This is a genomic window from Alistipes sp. An66 (assembly GCF_002161445.1).
In the GTDB taxonomy this organism is placed as follows: Bacteria; Bacteroidota; Bacteroidia; order Bacteroidales; family Rikenellaceae; genus Alistipes; species Alistipes cottocaccae.
Window position 1 is genome coordinate 79,254 of record NZ_NFHT01000004.1, and the last position, 19,179, is coordinate 98,432.

17 protein-coding genes are annotated in these 19,179 nt (G+C 60.6%); 13 read left to right on the forward strand and 4 right to left on the reverse strand.

Going from position 1 to position 19,179, the window contains the following annotated elements; all coding sequences use genetic code 11:
• Nucleotides 1-10: 10 nt before the first annotated feature.
• From B5G16_RS04340 to B5G16_RS04355, 4 genes are read right to left on the reverse strand one after another with little or no spacing between them, the layout of a single operon-like run.
• A complete protein-coding gene (locus B5G16_RS04340) occupies nucleotides 11-535 on the reverse strand; it encodes a prolyl-tRNA synthetase associated domain-containing protein (RefSeq protein ID WP_087261567.1) in 525 nt (174 codons plus the stop codon).
• Between the two features lie 2 nt (nucleotides 536-537).
• Nucleotides 538-1,476 carry an NAD(P)-dependent oxidoreductase gene (locus tag B5G16_RS04345; protein WP_087261569.1) on the reverse strand — a complete coding sequence of 313 codons (939 nt, stop codon included), beginning with the start codon at nucleotides 1,474-1,476 and terminating at the stop codon, nucleotides 538-540.
• 54 nt (nucleotides 1,477-1,530) lie between these two features.
• On the reverse strand, nucleotides 1,531-2,253 hold the full coding sequence (locus B5G16_RS04350; protein ID WP_087261571.1) for a tRNA threonylcarbamoyladenosine dehydratase: 723 nt from the start codon (nucleotides 2,251-2,253) through the stop codon (nucleotides 1,531-1,533).
• Nucleotides 2,246-2,884 carry a TatD family hydrolase gene (locus B5G16_RS04355; protein ID WP_087261573.1) on the reverse strand — a complete coding sequence of 213 codons (639 nt, stop codon included), beginning with the start codon at nucleotides 2,882-2,884 and terminating at the stop codon, nucleotides 2,246-2,248. The genes B5G16_RS04350 and B5G16_RS04355 overlap by 8 nt, the downstream gene beginning before the upstream one ends.
• Nucleotides 2,885-3,111: 227 nt before the next feature.
• Here B5G16_RS04355 and B5G16_RS04360 point away from each other — a divergent pair, with 227 nt between their 5' ends.
• From B5G16_RS04360 to B5G16_RS04425, 13 genes are all read left to right on the forward strand, one after another.
• Nucleotides 3,112-4,467, forward strand: coding sequence for a Na(+)-translocating NADH-quinone reductase subunit A (locus B5G16_RS04360; protein WP_087261575.1), 1,356 nt, complete (start codon nucleotides 3,112-3,114; stop codon nucleotides 4,465-4,467).
• 20 nt (nucleotides 4,468-4,487) lie between these two features.
• Complete coding sequence (nqrB, locus tag B5G16_RS04365) at nucleotides 4,488-5,678, forward strand: NADH:ubiquinone reductase (Na(+)-transporting) subunit B (RefSeq protein WP_087261577.1); 1,191 nt, start codon at nucleotides 4,488-4,490, stop codon at nucleotides 5,676-5,678.
• Nucleotides 5,679-5,685: 7 nt separating this feature from the next.
• The gene (gene nqrC, locus B5G16_RS04370) at nucleotides 5,686-6,549 is read left to right on the forward strand and encodes an NADH:ubiquinone reductase (Na(+)-transporting) subunit C (protein WP_087261580.1); all 864 of its coding nucleotides are present in this window, start codon (nucleotides 5,686-5,688) and stop codon (nucleotides 6,547-6,549) included.
• Complete coding sequence (locus tag B5G16_RS04375) at nucleotides 6,542-7,168, forward strand: NADH:ubiquinone reductase (Na(+)-transporting) subunit D (RefSeq protein ID WP_239405961.1); 627 nt, start codon at nucleotides 6,542-6,544, stop codon at nucleotides 7,166-7,168. Before nqrC ends, B5G16_RS04375 begins: the two co-directional genes overlap by 8 nt.
• An 11-nt stretch (nucleotides 7,169-7,179) precedes the next feature.
• Nucleotides 7,180-7,809, forward strand: a complete 630-nt coding sequence (nqrE, locus tag B5G16_RS04380) for an NADH:ubiquinone reductase (Na(+)-transporting) subunit E (protein ID WP_087261584.1) — start codon at nucleotides 7,180-7,182, stop codon at nucleotides 7,807-7,809.
• 23 nt (nucleotides 7,810-7,832) lie between these two features.
• On the forward strand, nucleotides 7,833-9,095 hold the full coding sequence (gene nqrF / locus B5G16_RS04385; protein ID WP_087261586.1) for an NADH:ubiquinone reductase (Na(+)-transporting) subunit F: 1,263 nt from the start codon (nucleotides 7,833-7,835) through the stop codon (nucleotides 9,093-9,095).
• A gap of 178 nt (nucleotides 9,096-9,273) precedes the next feature.
• Entirely contained in the window at nucleotides 9,274-11,490 is a 2,217-nt protein-coding gene (locus B5G16_RS04390) for a sodium-translocating pyrophosphatase (RefSeq protein ID WP_087261588.1), read from the forward strand.
• Between the two features lie 137 nt (nucleotides 11,491-11,627).
• A complete protein-coding gene (locus tag B5G16_RS04395; protein ID WP_087261817.1) occupies nucleotides 11,628-12,215 on the forward strand; it encodes an HAD family hydrolase in 588 nt (195 codons plus the stop codon).
• 155 nt (nucleotides 12,216-12,370) lie between these two features.
• Nucleotides 12,371-13,393 (forward strand): AI-2E family transporter, encoded by a 1,023-nt coding sequence (locus B5G16_RS04400; protein WP_087261590.1) that lies wholly within the window; start codon nucleotides 12,371-12,373, stop codon nucleotides 13,391-13,393.
• Nucleotides 13,394-13,641: 248 nt separating this feature from the next.
• Entirely contained in the window at nucleotides 13,642-15,492 is a 1,851-nt protein-coding gene (locus B5G16_RS04405; RefSeq protein ID WP_087261592.1) for a biotin/lipoyl-containing protein, read from the forward strand.
• An 848-nt stretch (nucleotides 15,493-16,340) separates the two neighbouring features.
• Nucleotides 16,341-17,138 (forward strand): metallophosphoesterase family protein, encoded by a 798-nt coding sequence (locus B5G16_RS04415; protein ID WP_087261596.1) that lies wholly within the window; start codon nucleotides 16,341-16,343, stop codon nucleotides 17,136-17,138.
• Nucleotides 17,113-17,910 carry a hypothetical protein gene (locus B5G16_RS04420; protein ID WP_204228013.1) on the forward strand — a complete coding sequence of 266 codons (798 nt, stop codon included), beginning with the start codon at nucleotides 17,113-17,115 and terminating at the stop codon, nucleotides 17,908-17,910. The genes B5G16_RS04415 and B5G16_RS04420 overlap by 26 nt, the downstream gene beginning before the upstream one ends.
• 322 nt (nucleotides 17,911-18,232) lie before the next feature.
• A complete protein-coding gene (locus tag B5G16_RS04425) occupies nucleotides 18,233-19,150 on the forward strand; it encodes a dihydrodipicolinate synthase family protein (protein WP_087261598.1) in 918 nt (305 codons plus the stop codon).
• The last annotated feature ends 29 nt before the right edge of the window (nucleotides 19,151-19,179 follow it).

Here is a 19,179-nt window from a genome sequence, read left to right on the forward strand (position 1 = left end):
GTCACGCTGTTCAATAGAGTTCGAGAAATTCCCAGGAGTTGCCGACGGCGGCGAGGAACCTCGCAAACTCCTCCTGCGTGATGACCACCGTTGCGCGGTTGTCGTTGGGGTGGAACGAGAGGGCGGGCCACTCCCGGAGCCGTGCGTCGAGGAAGAGGTGGACATGGTTCGCCGGGTCGTTGATCAGCCCGAAGGGCGATACGGATCCCGGCCGCAGCCCCAACCAGCGCTCCATGCGCTGCTCCGAGGCGAACGACAGCTTGCCCTGATGCAGGCGGTGTTCGAGGTCGTGGATGGCCATCGCCCGCTCGCAGTCGAAGCATACGAGGTAGTGGCGGTCGCCCTTGTGGTTGCGGAAGAAGAGGTTCTTGCAGTGTTTCGAGCCGTCGTCGTGCCAGTATTGGCGTGCGATCTCGATGGTCGGGGCTTCGGGATGTTCGTACCACGTGTAGCGGATGCCATGCGCATCGAGCCAGTCGAAGACCCGCTGGCGGCGTTCGTCGGGCGAGAGCGGGGCGGTGTCGGGAGTCTCCATGATCAGTTGTTTTTCCAGTTTTCGCGGATGTTGCGGGCGATGCACCCGACCAGCACTTCGACCGCCTCGACGGGCGACCAGGCGTTGTGGGGCGAGAGCAGCAGCCGGTCGGGCTCGCGGACGGCGAGCAGGGGGTTCCCCACGTCGAGCGGTTCGTGGACGAAGACGTCGAGGGCGGCACCCGCGATCTGTCCGGCATCGAGCGCCGCGGCCAGAGCCGCCTCGTCGACAATCCCGCCGCGTGCGACGTTGATCACGAGGGCCGAGGGCTTCATGAGCGACAACTCGCGGGCTCCGATCAACCCGCGGGTGCGGTCGGTCAGCGGACAGTGCACCGACACGATGTCGGCCCAGGCCAGCAGTTCGTCGAGCGGCAGCATGGGGTAGGACTCCTTGCGTGCGACGCCCGACGTGGAGGTGTAGGCCACCTCGCAGCCGAGGGCTTCGGCGACGCGTGCGACGCTGTGACCGATGTTGCCGAGGCCGACGATGCCCCAGCGCGAACCGTGCAGCTGGCGGGTCGTGCGCCCGAAGTGGAACTGGCGTTCGGCCCCGGCGTAGTGCTTCTTCGTGTAGCGGTCGTAGTAGACGATCTGCCGCAGCAGGGCGATGGCGGCTCCGATGGTGGTTTCGGTCACGGCATGGGTCGAGTATCCGACGGCATTCTTCACGGTGACGCCGCATTCGGCCGCCGCCGCGAGGTCGATGTGGTTCATGCCCGTTGCGGCGATGCAGATCAGCCGCAGGCGGGGCAGGGCGCGGAGCGTCGCGGCATCGAAGGGCACCTTGTTGGTGATGACGATGTCGGCCTCGCGGCAGCGGCCGACGACCTCCGCGGGGCGGGTTGTCTCGTAGGCCGTGTAGTTGCCCAACGCGCGGACCGACGCGAGGTCGGCGCCGCCGAGCGAGTATTCATCCAGAAAGACGATGTTCGGTTTCATGGGGTATTTTCGGTGATTTTGGGGTTTGCGGATCGGAAGAGGATGCGGGGGATGTCAGTCGAGTTCTCCGGTCAGGCCGCGGATCACGACCGAGGCGCATCCGATGCCGAACAGCGCCGGAAGGTAGGAGATGGTCCCGACGTTGGACTTCTTGTTCTGCTCCTCGCAGAGGATCATCGCCCCCTCGCGGATCGGCTCGGGCGAGAAGACGGCGCGGAATCCGCTGCGGATGCCGATCTTGTGGAGCCGTTTGCGGAGCATGTGGGCCAGCGGGCAGTGGTGGGTTTTCGCGATGTCGGCGATCTCCATGCGCGTGGGGTCGGTCTTGGCCCCGGCGCCCATCGAGCTGACGAGCGGCAGGCGGCGTTCGAGCGCCGCGGCAATGAGTGCGAGTTTGGGCGAGAGGGTGTCGATGGCGTCGACCACGTAGTCGTACGCCGCGGCGTCGAGCAGGCGGTAGGTCTCCTCGTCGCGGATGTATCGGTTGACGACCGTGAGTTCGATGTCGGGGTTGATGTCGCGCAGGCGCTCGGCCAGCACGTCGGCCTTCTGCCGGCCGACGGTCGAGTGCAGGGCGACGAGCTGGCGGTTGATGTTCGTCGTGTTCACGGTGTCGGCGTCGGCGATGGTCATGCGTCCCACGCCGGCGCGGGCGACCATCTCGGCGGCATAGGCCCCCACGCCGCCCAGTCCGACGACCAGCACATGGGCACTCCTCAAACGGCCGAGCTTCTCCCGACCCAACAACAGTTCCGTTCTCTCCAACCAGTTATCCATCTCTTTTTTCGAATAAGCGTTCGTAATTTTCGAGGGTGGCGCGTTGCAGCACCTCCTCCGGCAGCCCCAGCACCGCGGCCGCCCGGTCGTAGATCTCCCCGATGGTCACCTCGTCGTCGTCGGTCTCGAAGAAGAGCTGCCCGAGGGGCACTTCGCGCAGGGCCCGCAGGGTTTTGGGCGAGGCGAAGGCGCGCTCGCCGAACGAGAGGTAATAACCTCGCCGCAGGGCCTGCCGGGCCTGCTCGGGCGATCCGATGAATCCGTGGAAGATCACAGCGCGGGGCTCGCATTCGGCCAGTTCGCGCATCAGCGGTTCGAAGGCCCGCACGCAGTGCAGCACGACGGGCAGTCCCGCCTGCCGGGCCAGAGCGAGCTGGGCGCGCAGGGCGTTGAACTGGGCTTCGCGCGGGACCGCACAGGCGAAGTCGAGCCCGGTTTCGCCGATGGCCTGCACGGCCTCGGAGCGGAGCGTTTCGCAGGGGCCCGGGCCCCTGCCGCAGAGCCGTTCGGCAAGCCTTCCGATCGCTTCGGCGGCGTTGTTCCCGGCTTCCCAGGGGTGCAGGCCCGCCGTGCGGAGTTCGATTCCGCGACCCGTCGGACGGTGGGTGTGTATGTTTACGTACGGAAGCATGACCGAGACAAAAGTAGGAATTTTAAGTAAATTTAAGAAATAATGCTCCGATGGATGGCATTTATCGGAAAAAATTTGTACTTTCGCACGCGAAATAATTGTTAGCCCGCTAACAACCGAAACTCCGCGTGCGGAAACCGGACACGAAGGGTGCGGTTATTTTCGTGTGCGGGCGCAGTGAGCAGTGGGAGGAAACCAAACACACAAATAACTCAAAATCTTTAACCATGTCGAAAATCATTACACTACGCAAGGGTTTAGACATCAATCTGGTGGGCAAACCCCAGGAGACGTTGGCGGCAGCGCCGATGGCTTCGGAGTACGCCCTCTCGCCTCTGGATTTCGAAGGCGTGACACCGAAGTTGCTGGTTAAGGTCGGGGATCGGGTGAAGGCCGGAACGGCGTTGTTCTTCAACAAGTTCAACGAACGGGTTCTCTTCACGTCTCCCGTCAGCGGCACGGTGGCGGCCATCAACCGCGGCGAGAAGCGCAAGGTGCTCTCGGTGACGGTGACGCCGGACTCCACGCAGGAGTACGAGTCGTTCACGGCGCCGGACCTTGGGAAAGCCACCCGGGAGGAGATCGTCGAACTCCTGCTTCGTTCGGGCCTGTGGCCGATGCTCGTGCAGCGTCCCTACGGGATCATCGCAGACCCTGTGGACACGCCGAAGGCCGTCTTCATTTCGGCGTTCGATTCGGCGCCGCAGGCTCCGGACTACAATTTCGTGCTGAAAGGCGAGCAGCGGAACCTGCAAAAGGGTATCGAGGTGCTGCGCCGTCTCACCCCGGGCAAGGTTCACCTCTCGGTTCGTGCGCATGCCGAAGGCAGCATGCCGTCGCTGCAAGGCGTCGAGTTGCACACCTTCGCCGGGAAACACCCCGTGGGCAACGTGGGCGTACAGATCCACCACATCGACCCGATCAACCGGGGCGACATCGTCTGGACGGTGAACATCCAGGATCTGGCGATCATCGGGCGCCTGTTCAACGAGGGGCGCGTCGACATGACGAAAATCATCGCCGTGGCCGGCTCGGAGATCGAACACCCGCAGTACGTGCGCGTGATCGGCGGTGCGAAGGTCGACTCGATCGTCGGCGGCAATGTGAAGGCCCAGAAGGAGGGAGACTCGGTCCGCTTCATCTCGGGCAACGTGCTCACCGGCACGAAGACCTCGCCGGACGGCTTCCTGGGCTTCTATGCCAACCAGCTGACGGCCATTCCCGAAGGGGACAAGTACGAGCTGCTGGGCTGGGCGATGCCGCGCTTCAAGAAGTTTTCGGTATCGCGGGCCTACTTCTCGTGGCTGTGTCCGCGCAAGGCCTACGACCTGGATACGAATATGAACGGCGGGGAGCGTCCGTTCGTGGTGACGGGTCTCTATGAGCAGTATCTTCCGATGGACATCTACCCGATGTACCTGTTGAAGGCTTGTCTGGCGGGCGACATCGACAAGATGGAGAATCTGGGCATCTACGAGGTGACGGAGGAGGACTTCGCGCTGTGCGAGTTCGTGGATCCCTCGAAGACCGAGATCCAGCAGATCATCCGCGACGGTATTAACTTAATGATCAAGGAGGCTTAAAGATGGGACTTCGCAAACTGATGGATAAAATCAAGCCCACGTTCTCGAAAGGCGGGAAACTGGGCTTCCTGGAATCGACGTTCGAAGCGTTCGAAACGTTCCTCTTCGTGCCGAACACGACGACCGTGAAGGGCGCGCACATCCGGGACTGCAACGACATGAAACGTACGATGATCATGGTTGTTCTGGCCCTGATGCCGGCGTTCCTGTTCGGTTGCTGGTGGACCGGCGCACAGGTGGGTCTGGAAGGATTCCGGGCCTTCATCTACGGACTGGTGCGGGTGCTGCCGATGGTGTGCGTGTCGTACATCGTGGGTCTGGCCATCGAATTCTATTTCGCGCAGGTGCGCGGTCATGAGGTCAACGAGGGCTTCCTCGTCACGGGACTTCTGATTCCGATGATCTTCCCCGTCTCGACGCCGCTGTGGATGGTGGCACTGTCGACGGCCTTCGCCGTGATCTTCGGCAAGGAGGTCTTCGGCGGTACGGGCATGAACGTCTTCAACCCGGCGCTGCTGGCGCGCGCCTTCGCCTTCTTCGCCTATACGCCCTCGATGTCGGGTGAGGCGGTCTGGTATTCGAACTGGACGATGATGGGCGCCCACGTTGACGGCGTCACCGGCGCCACGGCCCTCGAGCAGCTGGCTTCGACCGGCACGATGACCTACTCGCCGCTGGATGCCTTCCTGGGCATGATCCCGGGTTCGTTCGGCGAGACCTCGACGCTGGCCATCCTGATCGGCGCCGCGATCCTGCTGTGGACGGGCATCGCCTCGTGGCGGACGATGATTTCGGTCTTCGTCGGCGGACTGGCCATAGGCCTTCTCTTCAACTGGATCGGCGGAACGGCCGATATCGAAGCGCTCCGTGCGACGAAGGAGTTGGCCGAGGAGAACAAGTCGCTGATCGCGATGCTGACCTATATGAAGGATGTTCCGGCATGGTGGCATCTGATCGTGGGCGGCTTTGCCTTCGGCGCGGTCTTCATGGCCACGGATCCCGTGACCTCGGCCCAGACCAACAAGGGCAAGTACATCGTGGGCTTCATGACGGGTGCTCTGGCTGTGCTGATCCGCGTGGTGAACCCGGCCTACCCGGAGGGTATGATGCTCTCGATCCTCTTCATGAACGCGCTGGCGCCGCTGGTCGACTACTTCGTGGTCGAGGCGAACATCTCGCGGCGCAAGAAACGTGTGAAACTCGCAAAATAGGGGAGCTATGGCAACGAAAAAATTCAAATGCAACGTTTGCGGCTACATCCACGAGGGAGACGCCGCACCCGCAACGTGTCCCGTTTGCGCCGCTCCGGCTTCGGAATTCACCGAGGTGACGGAGCCGAAGAAGAAGGGCCTGCTCGGCGATACGAACAGCAACGCCTATATCGTCCTCTATTCGACGGTGATGGTGGTGATCGTGGCGGTGCTGCTGGCCGTGGCGGCTTTGGCGCTCAAACCGCGTCAGGACGCCAACGACCTGAACGAGAAGAAACGCAACATCCTTGCGTCGCTGTCGGCCGAGGGAGAGTCGTACGACCAGTTCATCGACGCCTATGTGGTCGACGCGCAGGGCAATCGGGTTGACGGCGACGTCTTCGCGCTGCTGAACGACCTTCCGGGGGCCTTTGCCGCCGGGAAGTTCCCGATCTTCGAGTCCAAGGACGGCCGCGTGGTAATCCCCGTGACGGGCATGGGTCTGTGGGGTCCGGTCTGGGGCTATGTGGCGCTGGAAAAGGACATGAACACCGTGGCCGGCATCATCATGGCGCACAAGGGCGAAACGCCGGGTCTGGGCGCCGAGATCGCCACGCCGAAGTATCAGTCGCTGTTCGTCGGCAAGACGATCTTCGAGGGAGACCAGTTCGTGTCGGTGACGCTGCGCAAGGGCGGGGCGAAGGATCCCGCCCACGAGGTTGACGCCATTTCGGGCGGTACGAAGACCTCGGACGGCGTGACTGCGATGCTCTACAACAGCTTGAAGAACTACCTGCCGCTGCTGGAATCGAAACGTCAGTCGGAGCCGGAACCGGCGCCGGCGGCAACGGAGGAGGAGTCAAACGAAGAAAATGCGGAAAGCCATGAGTAACAACATGAAATATCTGACGGGTCCGTTCTCCGCGAACAACCCGGTCATCGTGCAGATTCTGGGAATCTGCTCGGCGCTGGCGGTTACGGTGCAGCTCAAACCGGCCATCGTGATGGCGTTGAGCGTAACGGTCGTAACGGCCTTTTCGAACCTGGTGATGTCGCTGCTGCGCAACGGCGTTCCGGCGCGTATCCGCATCATCGTGCAGCTGGTGGTGATTGCGGCGCTGGTGATTCTGGTGGACCAGGTGCTGAAAGCCTATGTCTACGAGATTTCGAAACAGTTGTCGGTCTACGTGGGTCTGATCATCACGAACTGCATCGTGATGGGACGAGTGGAGGCCTTCGCGCTGGGCAACAAGCCGTGGGCGTCGTTCCTCGACGGCATCGGCAACGGTCTGGGCTACGGCATGATTCTGGTGATCGTGGCCTTCTTCCGGGAGTTGTTCGGCTCGGGGAGCCTGCTGGGCTTCCGGATCATCCCGGAGAGCTGGTACATGACCGAGGGCGGATTCTATTCGAACTGCGGTCTGATGCTGTTCCCGCCGATGGCGCTGATCATCGTGGGCTGCATCATCTGGGTGCACCGTTCGCGCAACAAGGACTTACAGGAAAAATAGGAGGGTAGCATATGGAATCATTGAATATCTTCATCCGGTCGATCTTCATCGACAACATGGTCTTCGCCTTCTTCTTCGGCATGTGTTCGTACATCGCCGTATCGAAGAGCGTGAAGACGGCCCTGGGACTGGGCGCGGCGGTTACGTTCGTGATGGTGATGACCGTGCCGCTGAACTACCTCTTGTATGAATACATTCTGAAACCGGGCGCTCTGCACCAGTGGATCAAGGCGGTTCCGGAGAGCGTGGATCTGAACTTTCTGTCGTTCATCGTCTTCATCGCGACGATCGCGGCGTTCGTGCAGCTGGTGGAGATGATCGTCGAGAAGTTCTCGCCGACGCTTTACAGCCAGCTGGGCATCTTCCTGCCGCTGATTGCGGTGAACTGTGCGATCATGGGCGGCTCGCTGTTCATGCAGCAGAAGGTCGACGCCGGGGAATTGGATACGCTGTGGCAGTCGATCGTCTACGGTCTGGGTTCGGGTCTGGGCTGGTGGCTTGCCATCGTGATGATGGCTGCGATCCGCGAGAAGACGACCTATTCGCACATTCCCGCGGCGTTGAAGGGCCCGGGTATCGCCTTCATCATCACGGGTCTGATGGGCATCGCCTTCATGATCTTCTCGGGCATTCAGTTCTAACCTAAAAAAGGAGATTCGCAACAATGACTACAACGATTATCATAGCGATTGCGGCCTTTCTGGTCATCACGCTGGTGCTGGTGGCGCTGCTGCTGTATGCGAAGGCGAAGCTGACCACGTCGGGGGCCGTGACGATCGACATCAACAACGGCGAGAAGGTCATCACGACGGAGAGCGGCTCGACGCTTCTGTCGACGCTGGCCAACAACAAGGTATTCCTCCCGTCGGCGTGCGGCGGAGGCGGTTCGTGCGGGATGTGCAAGTGCCAGGTTCTGGAAGGCGGCGGCGACATCCTGCCCACGGAGACGGGCTTCATCACGCGCAAGATGGCCAAGGACCACTGGCGTCTGGGCTGTCAGGTGAAGGTGAAGAACGACCTGAAAATCAAGGTTCCGGAAGCTGTTCTGGGCGTGAAGAAGTGGGAGTGCACGGTGGTTTCGAACCGCAACATTTCGACCTTCCTCAAAGAGTTCGTGGTGAAGCTTCCGGAGGGTGAGAACCTGAAATTCCGCAGCGGCGGCTACATCCAGATCGACATTCCGAAGTACGATGCGATCAAGTTCTCGGACATGGACGTGGACGAGAAGTTCCGCGCCGACTGGGACAAGATGAAGATGTGGGATCTGGTGACGACGAACCCCGAGCCGACGTTCCGCGCCTACTCGATGGCGAACCACCCGGCCGAAGGGAACATCATCATGCTGAACATCCGTATCGCTACGCCTCCGTTCGACCGCGCCACGGGTACGTTCATGAAGGTGAACCCGGGCATCTGCTCGTCGTACATCTTCTCGCGCAAACCGGGCGACAAGGTGACGATTTCGGGCCCTTACGGAGAGTTCTTCCTTCCGGACAACCTGCCCGATACGCAGGAGCTGATCTTCATCGGCGGCGGTGCGGGTATGGCGCCGATGCGGAGCCACATCATGCACCTGTTTAAGACCGAGAAGACGAAGCGTCCGGTATCGTTCTGGTACGGTGCCCGCGCCATGAAGGAGGCCCCCTACCTGCACGAGTTCCACGAGATCGAGGAGGAGTTCCCGAACTTCAAGTTCAACCTGGCACTGGACCGTCCGGATCCGGAGGCCGATGCGGCGGGTGTTCCCTATACGCCGGGCTTCGTGCACAACGTGCTCTACGAGAACTACCTGAAACACCATCAGGCGCCGGAGGACTGCATCTACCTGATGTGCGGACCCCCGATGATGATCTCTTCGGTGGTGAAGATGCTCGATTCGCTGGGCGTACCGCCGGAGAACATCCTCTACGACAACTTCGGATCGTAGCATCCGGATCGGAGGCTTATGAAAATCGGGACCGAGAGGTCCCGGTTTTTTTGTGCCCGTTTTGCGGGCGACGGGGGTGTTCCGGCTGCATCAAACTGAAAAAAACATCGTTTTTTTGTTTGGGCTGCACACACCTTTTGTTATCTTTGTAGAAATTCAACCTAAAATACGCGAAATTATGAACATTCCAACCATTTTCTGGGCCGTACCTGCGGCATCGATCGTGGCGCTTGCCTTTGCGTGGGCGTTCTACCGGCTGATGAAGCGCGAGGACGAGGGTACGGAGCGCATGCGGGAGATCGCGGCGCACGTACGCAAGGGGGCGATGGCCTACCTGCGTCAGCAGTACAAGGTCGTGGGCCTCGTGTTTGTGGTGCTGGCGTTGTTCTTCGCCTACCTGGCCTACGGTGCGGGCGTACAGAACGGCTGGGTTCCGTTTGCCTTCCTCTCGGGGGGCTTCTTCTCGGGCCTGGCCGGCTACTTCGGCATGAAGACGGCGACCTACGCTTCGGCACGCACGGCCAATGCGGCGCGTCAGTCGCTGGACCGGGGCTTGAAGGTGGCCTTCCGCAGCGGAGCCGTCATGGGACTGGTGGTCGTGGGGCTGGGGCTTCTGGACATTTCGTTCTGGTACGTGATTCTGAACGCCTTCGTCGACGTGGCGGGACCGCAGAAACTCGTGGTCATCACGACGACGATGCTGACCTTCGGCATGGGCGCCTCGACGCAGGCCCTCTTCGCGCGCGTGGGCGGCGGCATCTACACGAAGGCTGCGGACGTGGGTGCCGACCTGGTGGGCAAGGTCGAGGCCGGTATTCCGGAGGATGACCCGCGCAACCCGGCGACGATCGCCGACAACGTGGGCGACAACGTGGGCGACGTGGCCGGCATGGGCGCCGACCTCTACGAGAGCTACTGCGGATCGATTCTGGCCACGGCGGCCCTGGGAGCCGCGGCGTTTGCCACGGCCGGGAGCGAGGCCCTGCAATTGAAGGCCGTGCTGGCTCCGATGCTGATCGCGGCGGTGGGTATCTTGCTGTCGATTCTGGGCATCTACCTCGTCCGGACGAAGGAGGGCGCGACGATGCGCCAGCTGCTCCGTTCGCTGGGCGTGGGGGTGAATTTCAGTTCGCTGCTGATCGCCGTGGCGACGTTCGGCATCCTCTACGTGCTTGGGATCCAGAACTGGCTGGGGCTTTCGTGCTCGGTGATCACGGGTCTCGTTGCGGGCATCGTGATCGGACAGGTCACGGAGTACTACACCTCGCATTCGTACAAACCGACGCAGAAGATCGCCGAGAGTTCCCAGACGGGTCCCGCCACGGTGATCATCTCGGGCGTCGGTTCGGGGATGATTTCGACGGCCGTTCCGGTGGTGACGATCGGCGTGGCGATCATTCTGGCCTACCTGTGCGCCATCGGCTTCGACGTGAAGAACATGCTGGCTCCGCAGAACCTCTCGCTGGGGCTCTACGGCATCGGCATTGCGGCCGTGGGCATGCTCTCGACGCTGGGCATCACGCTGGCCACGGACGCCTACGGGCCGATTGCGGACAACGCCGGCGGCAATGCCGAGATGAGCGGCCTGGGTCCCGAGGTGCGCAAGCGGACCGACGCGCTCGATGCGCTGGGCAACACGACGGCCGCCACGGGCAAGGGTTTCGCGATTGGCTCTGCTGCTTTGACGGCTTTGGCCTTGCTGGCCTCGTACATTGAGGAGATCCGCATCGGGATGCTGCACAACGGCATGACGATGCTCGAAATGCCCGACGGTGCGATGCGCTTCGTGCAGGACGCCTCGATCCTGGACTTCATGGAGTACTACCACATTTCGCTGATGAACCCCACGGTATTGATCGGCCTGTTCATCGGTGCGATGATGTCGTTCCTGTTCTGCGGACTGACGATGAACGCCGTGGGCCGTGCCGCGGAGAGCATGGTGCAGGAGGTACGCCGTCAGTTCCGCGAGATCAAGGGCATCCTCACGGGCGAGGGTACGCCGGACTATGCACGCTGCGTGGCCATCTCGACGCGCGGTGCGCAGCGCGAGATGCTCTTCCCGAGCCTGCTGGCGATTATCGTTCCGGTAGCCGTGGGTCTGATCTTCGGCGTGGCGGGCGTAATGGGCCTGCTGGTCGGCGGATTGAGCTCGGGCTTCGTGCTGGCGGTCTTCATGGCCAACGCGGGCGGTGCGTGGGACAACGCCAAGAAGATGATCGAGGAGGGGCACTTCGGCGGCAAGGGTTCCGAGTGCCACAAGGCCACGGTCGTGGGCGATACGGTGGGCGATCCGTTCAAGGATACGTCGGGCCCGTCGCTGAACATCCTCATCAAGCTGATGTCGATGGTTTCGATCGTCATGGCCGGACTGACGGTGGCGTGGCACCTCTTCTGATACCGCTTCGTTCCGTAAGGGCGGTTCCTCCGTGCGGAGGAACCGCTTTTTTTGCTTTGTGCGGAGAGCGGAAGCGGTCTGAAAATTTGCTTCTGCGCCCGGGGATGCGTATCTTTGCGGCTGTGAAGCGTGAGACCATGAAAAATATCGTTTTCGATCTGGGCGGAGTGCTTTTCGCCCGCGACAGGAAGAAGTGCGACCCGGAGCTGCTGGAATTCTTCGGATTCCTGCGTGCGCCGCAGATGCCGCGCTTCTGGGAGGAGTATGACCGGGGTACGAATACGCTGGACGAAGTTACGCAGACCCTCGTGGAGATGACCGGCCGCCCGTATGCACGGTGTGCGGAGGTGTTGCAGCAGGCCATCGACTTGCAGGAACCCATCCCGGCGACCGAGCGTCTGGTCGGCGAGTTGAAGGCGGCGGGCTACCGGCTCTACGTGCTTTCGAACATGGCCCGCGAATTCATCGCGCACCTGCGGCGCTTCCCGGTCTACGGGCTTTTCGACGGCGAGGTCATTTCGTGCGAGGAGCTCACGGTGAAGCCCGAACCGCGGATCTACGAAATCCTGCTCGGACGTTACGGGCTCGACCCGGGGGAGACGCTTTTCGTCGACGACCGCGCGGCGAACATCGAGGCGGCCGGGCGGCTGGGCATCCGCGGCTTTCTGTTCGACCACCGGGATCCCGAAGCGTCGTGTGCGGAGCTGCGCTCGCAGCTGCTGTAAGGGTCTTACCCTTTCGGGAGGCATTTTGAAATGCGGTCCGGGCCTCGGGTCCGGACCTTCTGTTTTTGCGCCGGAGGAGCTGCCGCCCCTCTTCCCGGCCTGTTCCGCGTTCCGGCGATGGGGTTGCGGCACGCTCCTTGCGCAGTGCGGGGCGTATGTTGTCGATCCGGGAGAAATACGGCCGTTATTCGCTCTTCGTGCTGATCTTCGTGCTGGGCATTGCGATCTTCGTGAAGGTCGTGCCGTTTCTGGGCGGCCTGCTGGGGGCCGTGACGATCTACGTGCTGCTGCGGCGTCAGATGTGGTTTCTGACCGAGCGGCGTCGGTGGCGGCGCAGTGTGGCGGCTTCGGCGCTGCTGGCCGAGGCCGTATGCTGCTTTCTGATCCCGATCACGCTGATCGGCTGGATGGTGGCCGTCAAGATCCAGTCCATTGTGGCGAATCCCCGTGAGTTTATCGTTCCGTTGAAGCACCTTGCCGGCTTGATCGAGGCGAAAACCGGTTACGAACTCTGGTCGGAGTCGAACGTGCGGTGGCTGCTGGGGTATATTCCGAGTGTGGGGCAGTGGCTCGTGGAGGGGATGGTCGATTTTGCCGTCAATCTGGTGGTTCTGCTCTTCGTTCTCTACTTCATGCTGATCGGCGGCCGACGCATGGAGTCCTATTGCAGCGACCTGATGCCTTTCGACCGGCGGGTTTCGCGCAACGTCGTGCACGAGATCCATCTGATCGTGCGGTCGAACGCCATCGGCATTCCGCTTCTGGCCGTGATTCAGGGCTTCGTGGCCTATGCGGGGTATCTGATTTTCGGGGCTCCGAGTCCGCTGTTCTGGGGCGTGCTGACGTGCTTCGCCACGGTGATTCCGATCGTCGGGACGGCGCTGGTGTGGGTTCCGCTGGCGGGGTACATGGCGCTGACGGGCGCCTGGGGGCCGGCCGTCGGGCTGACGCTCTACGGGACGCTGGTCGTGACGCATGTCGACAATGTGGTGCGTTTCATCTTGCAGAAGCGCATGGCGCACACCCATCCGCTCATCACGGTTTTCGGCGTCTTCATCGGTTTGTCGCTGTTCGGATTCATGGGTGTGATTTTCGGTCCGTTGCTGCTGGCGATGTTCGTCTATTTCGTGGATCTGTTCAAGTGCAAGTACCTCGACCGGAACCGGCTCTGTTCATGAGTCAGCCCCGCCTCCGTCCGTCGCATCTTTTTTCGATCAGACCTCTTCTTCCGGTCTTGCTTCAAAAAATCCCGCACTTTGCTCCTTTCTTTTCTCCGAAATCGCCTTGTCGGGGGGCTTATATTCGAAAAATTTTACGATAAGTAAGCAAATCGGCATCTTTGCCTAAAAAAAGATCGCAAAAAAGTTGTAAATTCATAATGCTTTATTACCTTTGTTATTGCAATAACAGTAAAACCGAATTACAAATGGCGAGAAATCTCAAAATCAGAGACCTGACGTTGCGCGACGGCCAGCAGTCGTCCTTCGCAACGCGCATGAACCAGGAGCAGATCGACCGCTGCCTGCCGTTCTACAAGGATGCGAATTTCTATGCGATGGAGGTCTGGGGCGGTGCCGTTCCCGACTCGGTGATGCGCTATCTGAACGAGAATCCGTGGACGCGTCTGGAAACGATCTACAAGGCTGTCGGGTCGGTATCGAAACTCACGGCGCTGTCGCGGGGCCGGAACCTTTTCGGCTATTCGCCCTACACGGACGAGATCATCGACGGATTCTGCCGGAATTCGATCGAGAGCGGTCTGGGCATCATGCGGATTTTCGATGCGCTGAACGATGTCGACAACGTGAAGTCCACGGTGAAGTATGTCAAGCAGTACGGCGGTATCGCCGACTGTGCGGTCTGCTATACGGTGGATCCGAAATACCCGGAGTTGAGCTTCTGGGACAAACTCAAAGGGAAGAAGAATCCGGCTCCGGTCTTCACGGACGCCTACTTCCTGGACAAGGCGAAGCAGATGGCGGCGCTGGGTGCCGACATGATCACGATCAAGGACATGTCGGGACTGATTCCGCCGCGGCGCGTGGCCACGCTGGTCAAGCTCTTCAAGCAGCACCTGTCGATTCCGGTCGATTTCCACACGCACTGCACGCCGGGCTACGGACTGGCTTCGGTGTTGTCGGCGATCGTGGCCGGGGTGGACATCGTGGACACGAACTGCTGGTATTTCGCCGAGGGCACGGGTGCACCGGCCATCGAGCTGATCCACGTTTTCTGCAAGAAGATGGGCATCGACACGGGCGTCAACATGGAGGCCGTGGCGCGGATCAATACGCAGCTGCGTGAGATCCGCAAGGAGCTGAACCAGTCGGTCTTCGGGACGGAGAAACCCGAGCCGAAGGCGTTCAATCCGCTGACGGACCAGCTTCCGGCCGAGATCGATGCGCTGTTCGACCGAGCCATCGCCGCCGCGCAGCGCGACGACGAGGCCGGGACGCTCGACGCCTGCCGGAAGATCGAGGCCTATTTCGGCTTCCCGGCTCCGAACGAACTGGTTCAGAAGGCAGAGATCCCGGGCGGCATGTACTCGAACATGGTGGCGCAGCTCAAACAGCTGAAAGCCGAGGAGATTCTTCCGCGGGCCATGGAGTTGATCCCGACGGTCCGTCTGGCCGCGGGACTTCCGCCGCTGGTGACTCCGACGTCGCAGATCGTGGGTGCGCAGGCCGTGAACTGTGCGCTGGACGAGAAGGCCGGACGCCCGATGTACTCGAACAAGTCGTCGCAGTTCGTGGGACTGGTGAAGGGCGAGTACGGCAAGACGCCGGTGAAGATCGATCCGGAGTTCCGGTTCAAGATCTGCGGTGTGCGCGAGGAGACTCCGTACGACACGTCGAAATACAAGATGCAGCCGAATCCGGAACTTCCCGAAGCCGGGGGCGTGAAGCTGGCGGCCGACGAGAAGGAGGTGCTGCTGCTGGAACTCTTCCCGCTGGTAGCGAAGACGTTCCTGACGAACGAGAAGGTGAAGGCATACGAGGCTTCGAAACCGGCCGCAGCCGCCGAGACGGAGTCCGTTGCCGAGGAGAAGCCGATCACCATTACGGGCCAAGCCGTCATGGCACCGCTTCCGGGACGCGTAATCGAGGTGAAGGTGAAGGTTGGCGACCGGGTGAAGGCCGGCGACGAAGTGATGGTTCTGGAAGCGATGAAGATGGAGAACTCCATCACGACGGATTTTGCCGGCGAGGTGAAGCAGATCTTCGTGACGGAGGGTCAGAATGTCGCTACGGAGGCTCCGCTGGTCGACATCGGCTGATGCTCCGTCCCGGACGGGGCCGGGGTCGCACTCCGGGACGTCCGAAGAGCCTTCTCTTTGCTCCTTTATGAAAACCGCCTGCAACGCATGTTGCAGGCGGTTTTTTCATGTCGGAAGGTTCCTCACGGATGACCTCTTCCCCGGTTTCATGATGCCGTCCGATCCCGCCGTCCGATCCCGCCGTCCGATCCCGCCGTCCGATCCCGCCGTCCGATCCCGCCGTCCGATCCCGCCGTCCGATCCCGCCGTCCGATCCCGCCGCTCGATCCGGCCGTCTGATCCGGCCGTCTGATCCGGCCGTCTGATCCCGCCGTCCGATCTCGCCGTCCGATCCAGCCGCTCGATCCAGTCGCTCGATCCCTCCCGACGCTCCTCCCGACGTTCCTCCCGGCACTTCTCTTTTCCCTGCATTCCTCCCTGCATTCCTCCCTGCAACACGCCCGGCGCTTCTCCGGCGCTTCTCCGACGCTCCGCTCTGCACCTTTCCGATGCTCCACGACGGACCCCGGCCGGGCTGCCGCCTTTTCGGAACCGTGCGGCTGTTCGATTCTTACGATAAATTGTTTGAAAAGGGCGGAACGGAGAAATCGGACAATTTGCTGCTGAAAAGGATGACTGCGGAATCGTCCGAAAAGTCCAATTTTGTACGGAGTAATCCGATCTGCCGGTTGCAGAACGCTCCGCCTGTTTGCTTGCAGGATGACGGAGTGTCTGTCGTCGGATGTTGCGCGGAGCGGCCCCTCCCGAGCGGGAGCCGGCGGCAGGAACGGGGCGTGAAATCGGCCTTGTGCGGTTGACGGCACCCTCTTCCGGGGACGATTCCTCCCGACGTTGCGAAACTTGTAGCTATGAAAAGACCTGTATTATTTTTACTGACGCTGCTGGCCGTCTCCTCGTGCCAGGTGGACTATCATCCCTACGATACGCGGGTCAGGGGCGAGTGCGGGATCAATGCGAAGAACATGGCGCGGATCGAGGCCGCGACGGCGGGTCGGACGTCCGTCCGTTTTGCGGTGATTTCCGACACGCAGCGCTGGTACGACGAGACGGCGGCAGCGGTTTCGGTGCTCAACGGCCGGGGGGACCTCGATTTCGTGCTCCATGCGGGGGATATGGCTGATTTCGGGATGAAGGCCGAATTCGAACGGCAGCGCGACATTCTGAACCGCCTGCGGGTTCCCTATGTGGTCCTGCTCGGGAACCACGATTGCCTGGCCACGGGCGAGGAGATTTTCCATCGGATTTTCGGCGACTTCAACTTTGCTTTCACGGCCGGATGTGTCCGGATCGTGTGCCTGAACACCAATGCGCTGGAATTCGATCTCCGGGAACCGGTTCCTGATTTCGGGTTTATCGAATCCGAGCTGACGACGCGTCCGGCCGGGATTCCGAAGACCGTCGTGGCCATGCACGCAAAGCCGTGTACGGAGCAGTTCGGGACGAACGTTGCGAAGGTTTTCCAGCTGGCGATCACCCAATTCCCGGGTTTGCAGTGCTGCATCAACGGCCACGGCCACAATTTCAAGGTCGAGGATGTTTTCGGCGACGGCGTGTTGTATTACGAGTGCGACAACATCGCCAAACGGAGTTATCTGTTGTTCACGATCGATGAAACGGGTTATGAGTGCGAACGTATTCCGTTTTAGGCGTTTGCCGCTGCTTTGTGCCGGGATGTTCTCCGCAGCAGTCTCCGCGGCACAGGAGAGCCGTGTCCTGCCGGATCCGGTCGTTCCGTCGTCTTCGGTTCAGGAGTCTTCCGTCCCGTCGTCTTCGGTTCAGGAGTCTTCCGTTTCGGATTTCTTCGCTCCGGCGACCGCTGTTCGGCTATCCTCCGTTCCGGAGCGCCGGCCGCTCGACAGCCGCGAACACCGGGGTTATACCTCGTGGAAACGGTTGCTCCCGACGCACGTCAAGGCGCAGTACGCCGGAGGCATGGGCTTTCTCTCCGTCGGTTACGGATGGGATTACGGTCGCAAATGCCGTTGGGAGACGGACCTGATGTTCGGGGTTCTTCCGAAGTCGTGCTCCGACAGGACGCACCTGACCTTCACGCTCAAACAGAACTACATCCCGTGGAGCATCCGCTGTCGGGACTGGCTGTCCGTCGAGCCGTTCTCGTGCGGGGCTTACCTGAATCTGATTTCGGGGGAGGATTTCTGGATCCGGGAGCCGGACCGCTATCCGGGGGATCGATATTACGATTTCACCTCCCGGATCCGGTTTCACCTCTATGCGGGTCAGCGCGTCACGTTCCGGACGAAGCGAGAGTCGCTGCTTCGCCACATCACGCTCTACTACGAATTTTCGGCCAACGATCTGGATCTTGTGGCGAAGTTCGGGAACCGGACGCTGTCCTTCACGGACATCGTATACTTTTCGGTCGGGATCAAGTTTCAGCTTTTCGGGATGTCTCTTTGATCCGGCGGATCGGTTTTGTATCTCGTATCTTGATGTTTTGCCCGCTATTTATGCGGAATATTTGATAATATAGGCGGCTTTATTGCTGTTTTATTTGATAAATATCCGGACACATCGCATGTGTCCGGATATTTGTTTTTTTATCCTAATCTGCAATAAAACAGTATAATGTGTTGATTGTACGGGGTGCGTTTTCGGTTTTGAATTAAAAAACTTAAATTTTTATTACACTTTAATTAAAAAATATTTTGTGTTATATAAAACGTTACATAGTTTTGTATAGAACGACATCCAAATGACATTCAAATAACCTGATTCGATTATGGAAAAAATCAAAGGACTGATCGATGCCCCGTTCACGCCGTTCGACCGGAACGGGGATGTAAACTTCGATCCCATTCCGGCCTATGCCGCGATGCTGCACAAGAACGGTCTGAAAGGCGTCTTCATCAACGGATCCTCGGGCGAGGGCTACATGCTGACGACCGAAGAGCGGATGGCTCTGGCCGAGAAGTGGGTCGCTTCGGTTCCCGAGGGGTTCAAGGTGATCGTGCATGTGGGCAGCTGCTGCCTGCGCGAGAGTGTGAAGCTGGCGGTCCATGCCGCCGAGATCGGCGCCTGGGGGATCGGTGCGATGGCACCTCCGTTCCCGAAGATCGGGCGGATCGAGGAGTTGGTCAAGTATTGCGAGGCGATCTGCCATGCGGCGCCGGCGCTTCCTTTCTACTACTACCATATTCCGGCCTTCAACGGGGCCTACCTTCCGATGGTCGAGCTGCTGAAAGCCGTGGACGGCCGGATCGACAATTTCGCCGGCATCAAATATACGTTCGAGAGCCTCTACGAGTATAACCAGTGCCGCCTTTACGGCAATGGCAAGTATGACATGCTGCACGGTCAGGACGAGACGATTCTTCCGAGCCTGGCGCAGGGCGGCGCGCAGGGCGGCATCGGCGGCACGACGAACTACAACGGACGTGAGCTGGTGGGGATCATCGAGGCCTGGGAGCGCGGCGATTTGGAGACGGCCCGTGAGAAGCAGAATTTCTCGCAGGCGGTCATCAACGTCATCTGCAACTACCGGGGCAACATCGTCGGCGGCAAGCGGATCATGAAACTCATCGGACTGGATCTGGGTGAAAACCGGGTTCCGTTCCGCAACATGACCGATGCGGAGGAGGCATCGATGAAACGCGAACTGACGGAGATCGGTTTCTTCGAGCGCTGCAACCGGTTCTGAACATGTGAAAACTGCGAAACCCTAAAACT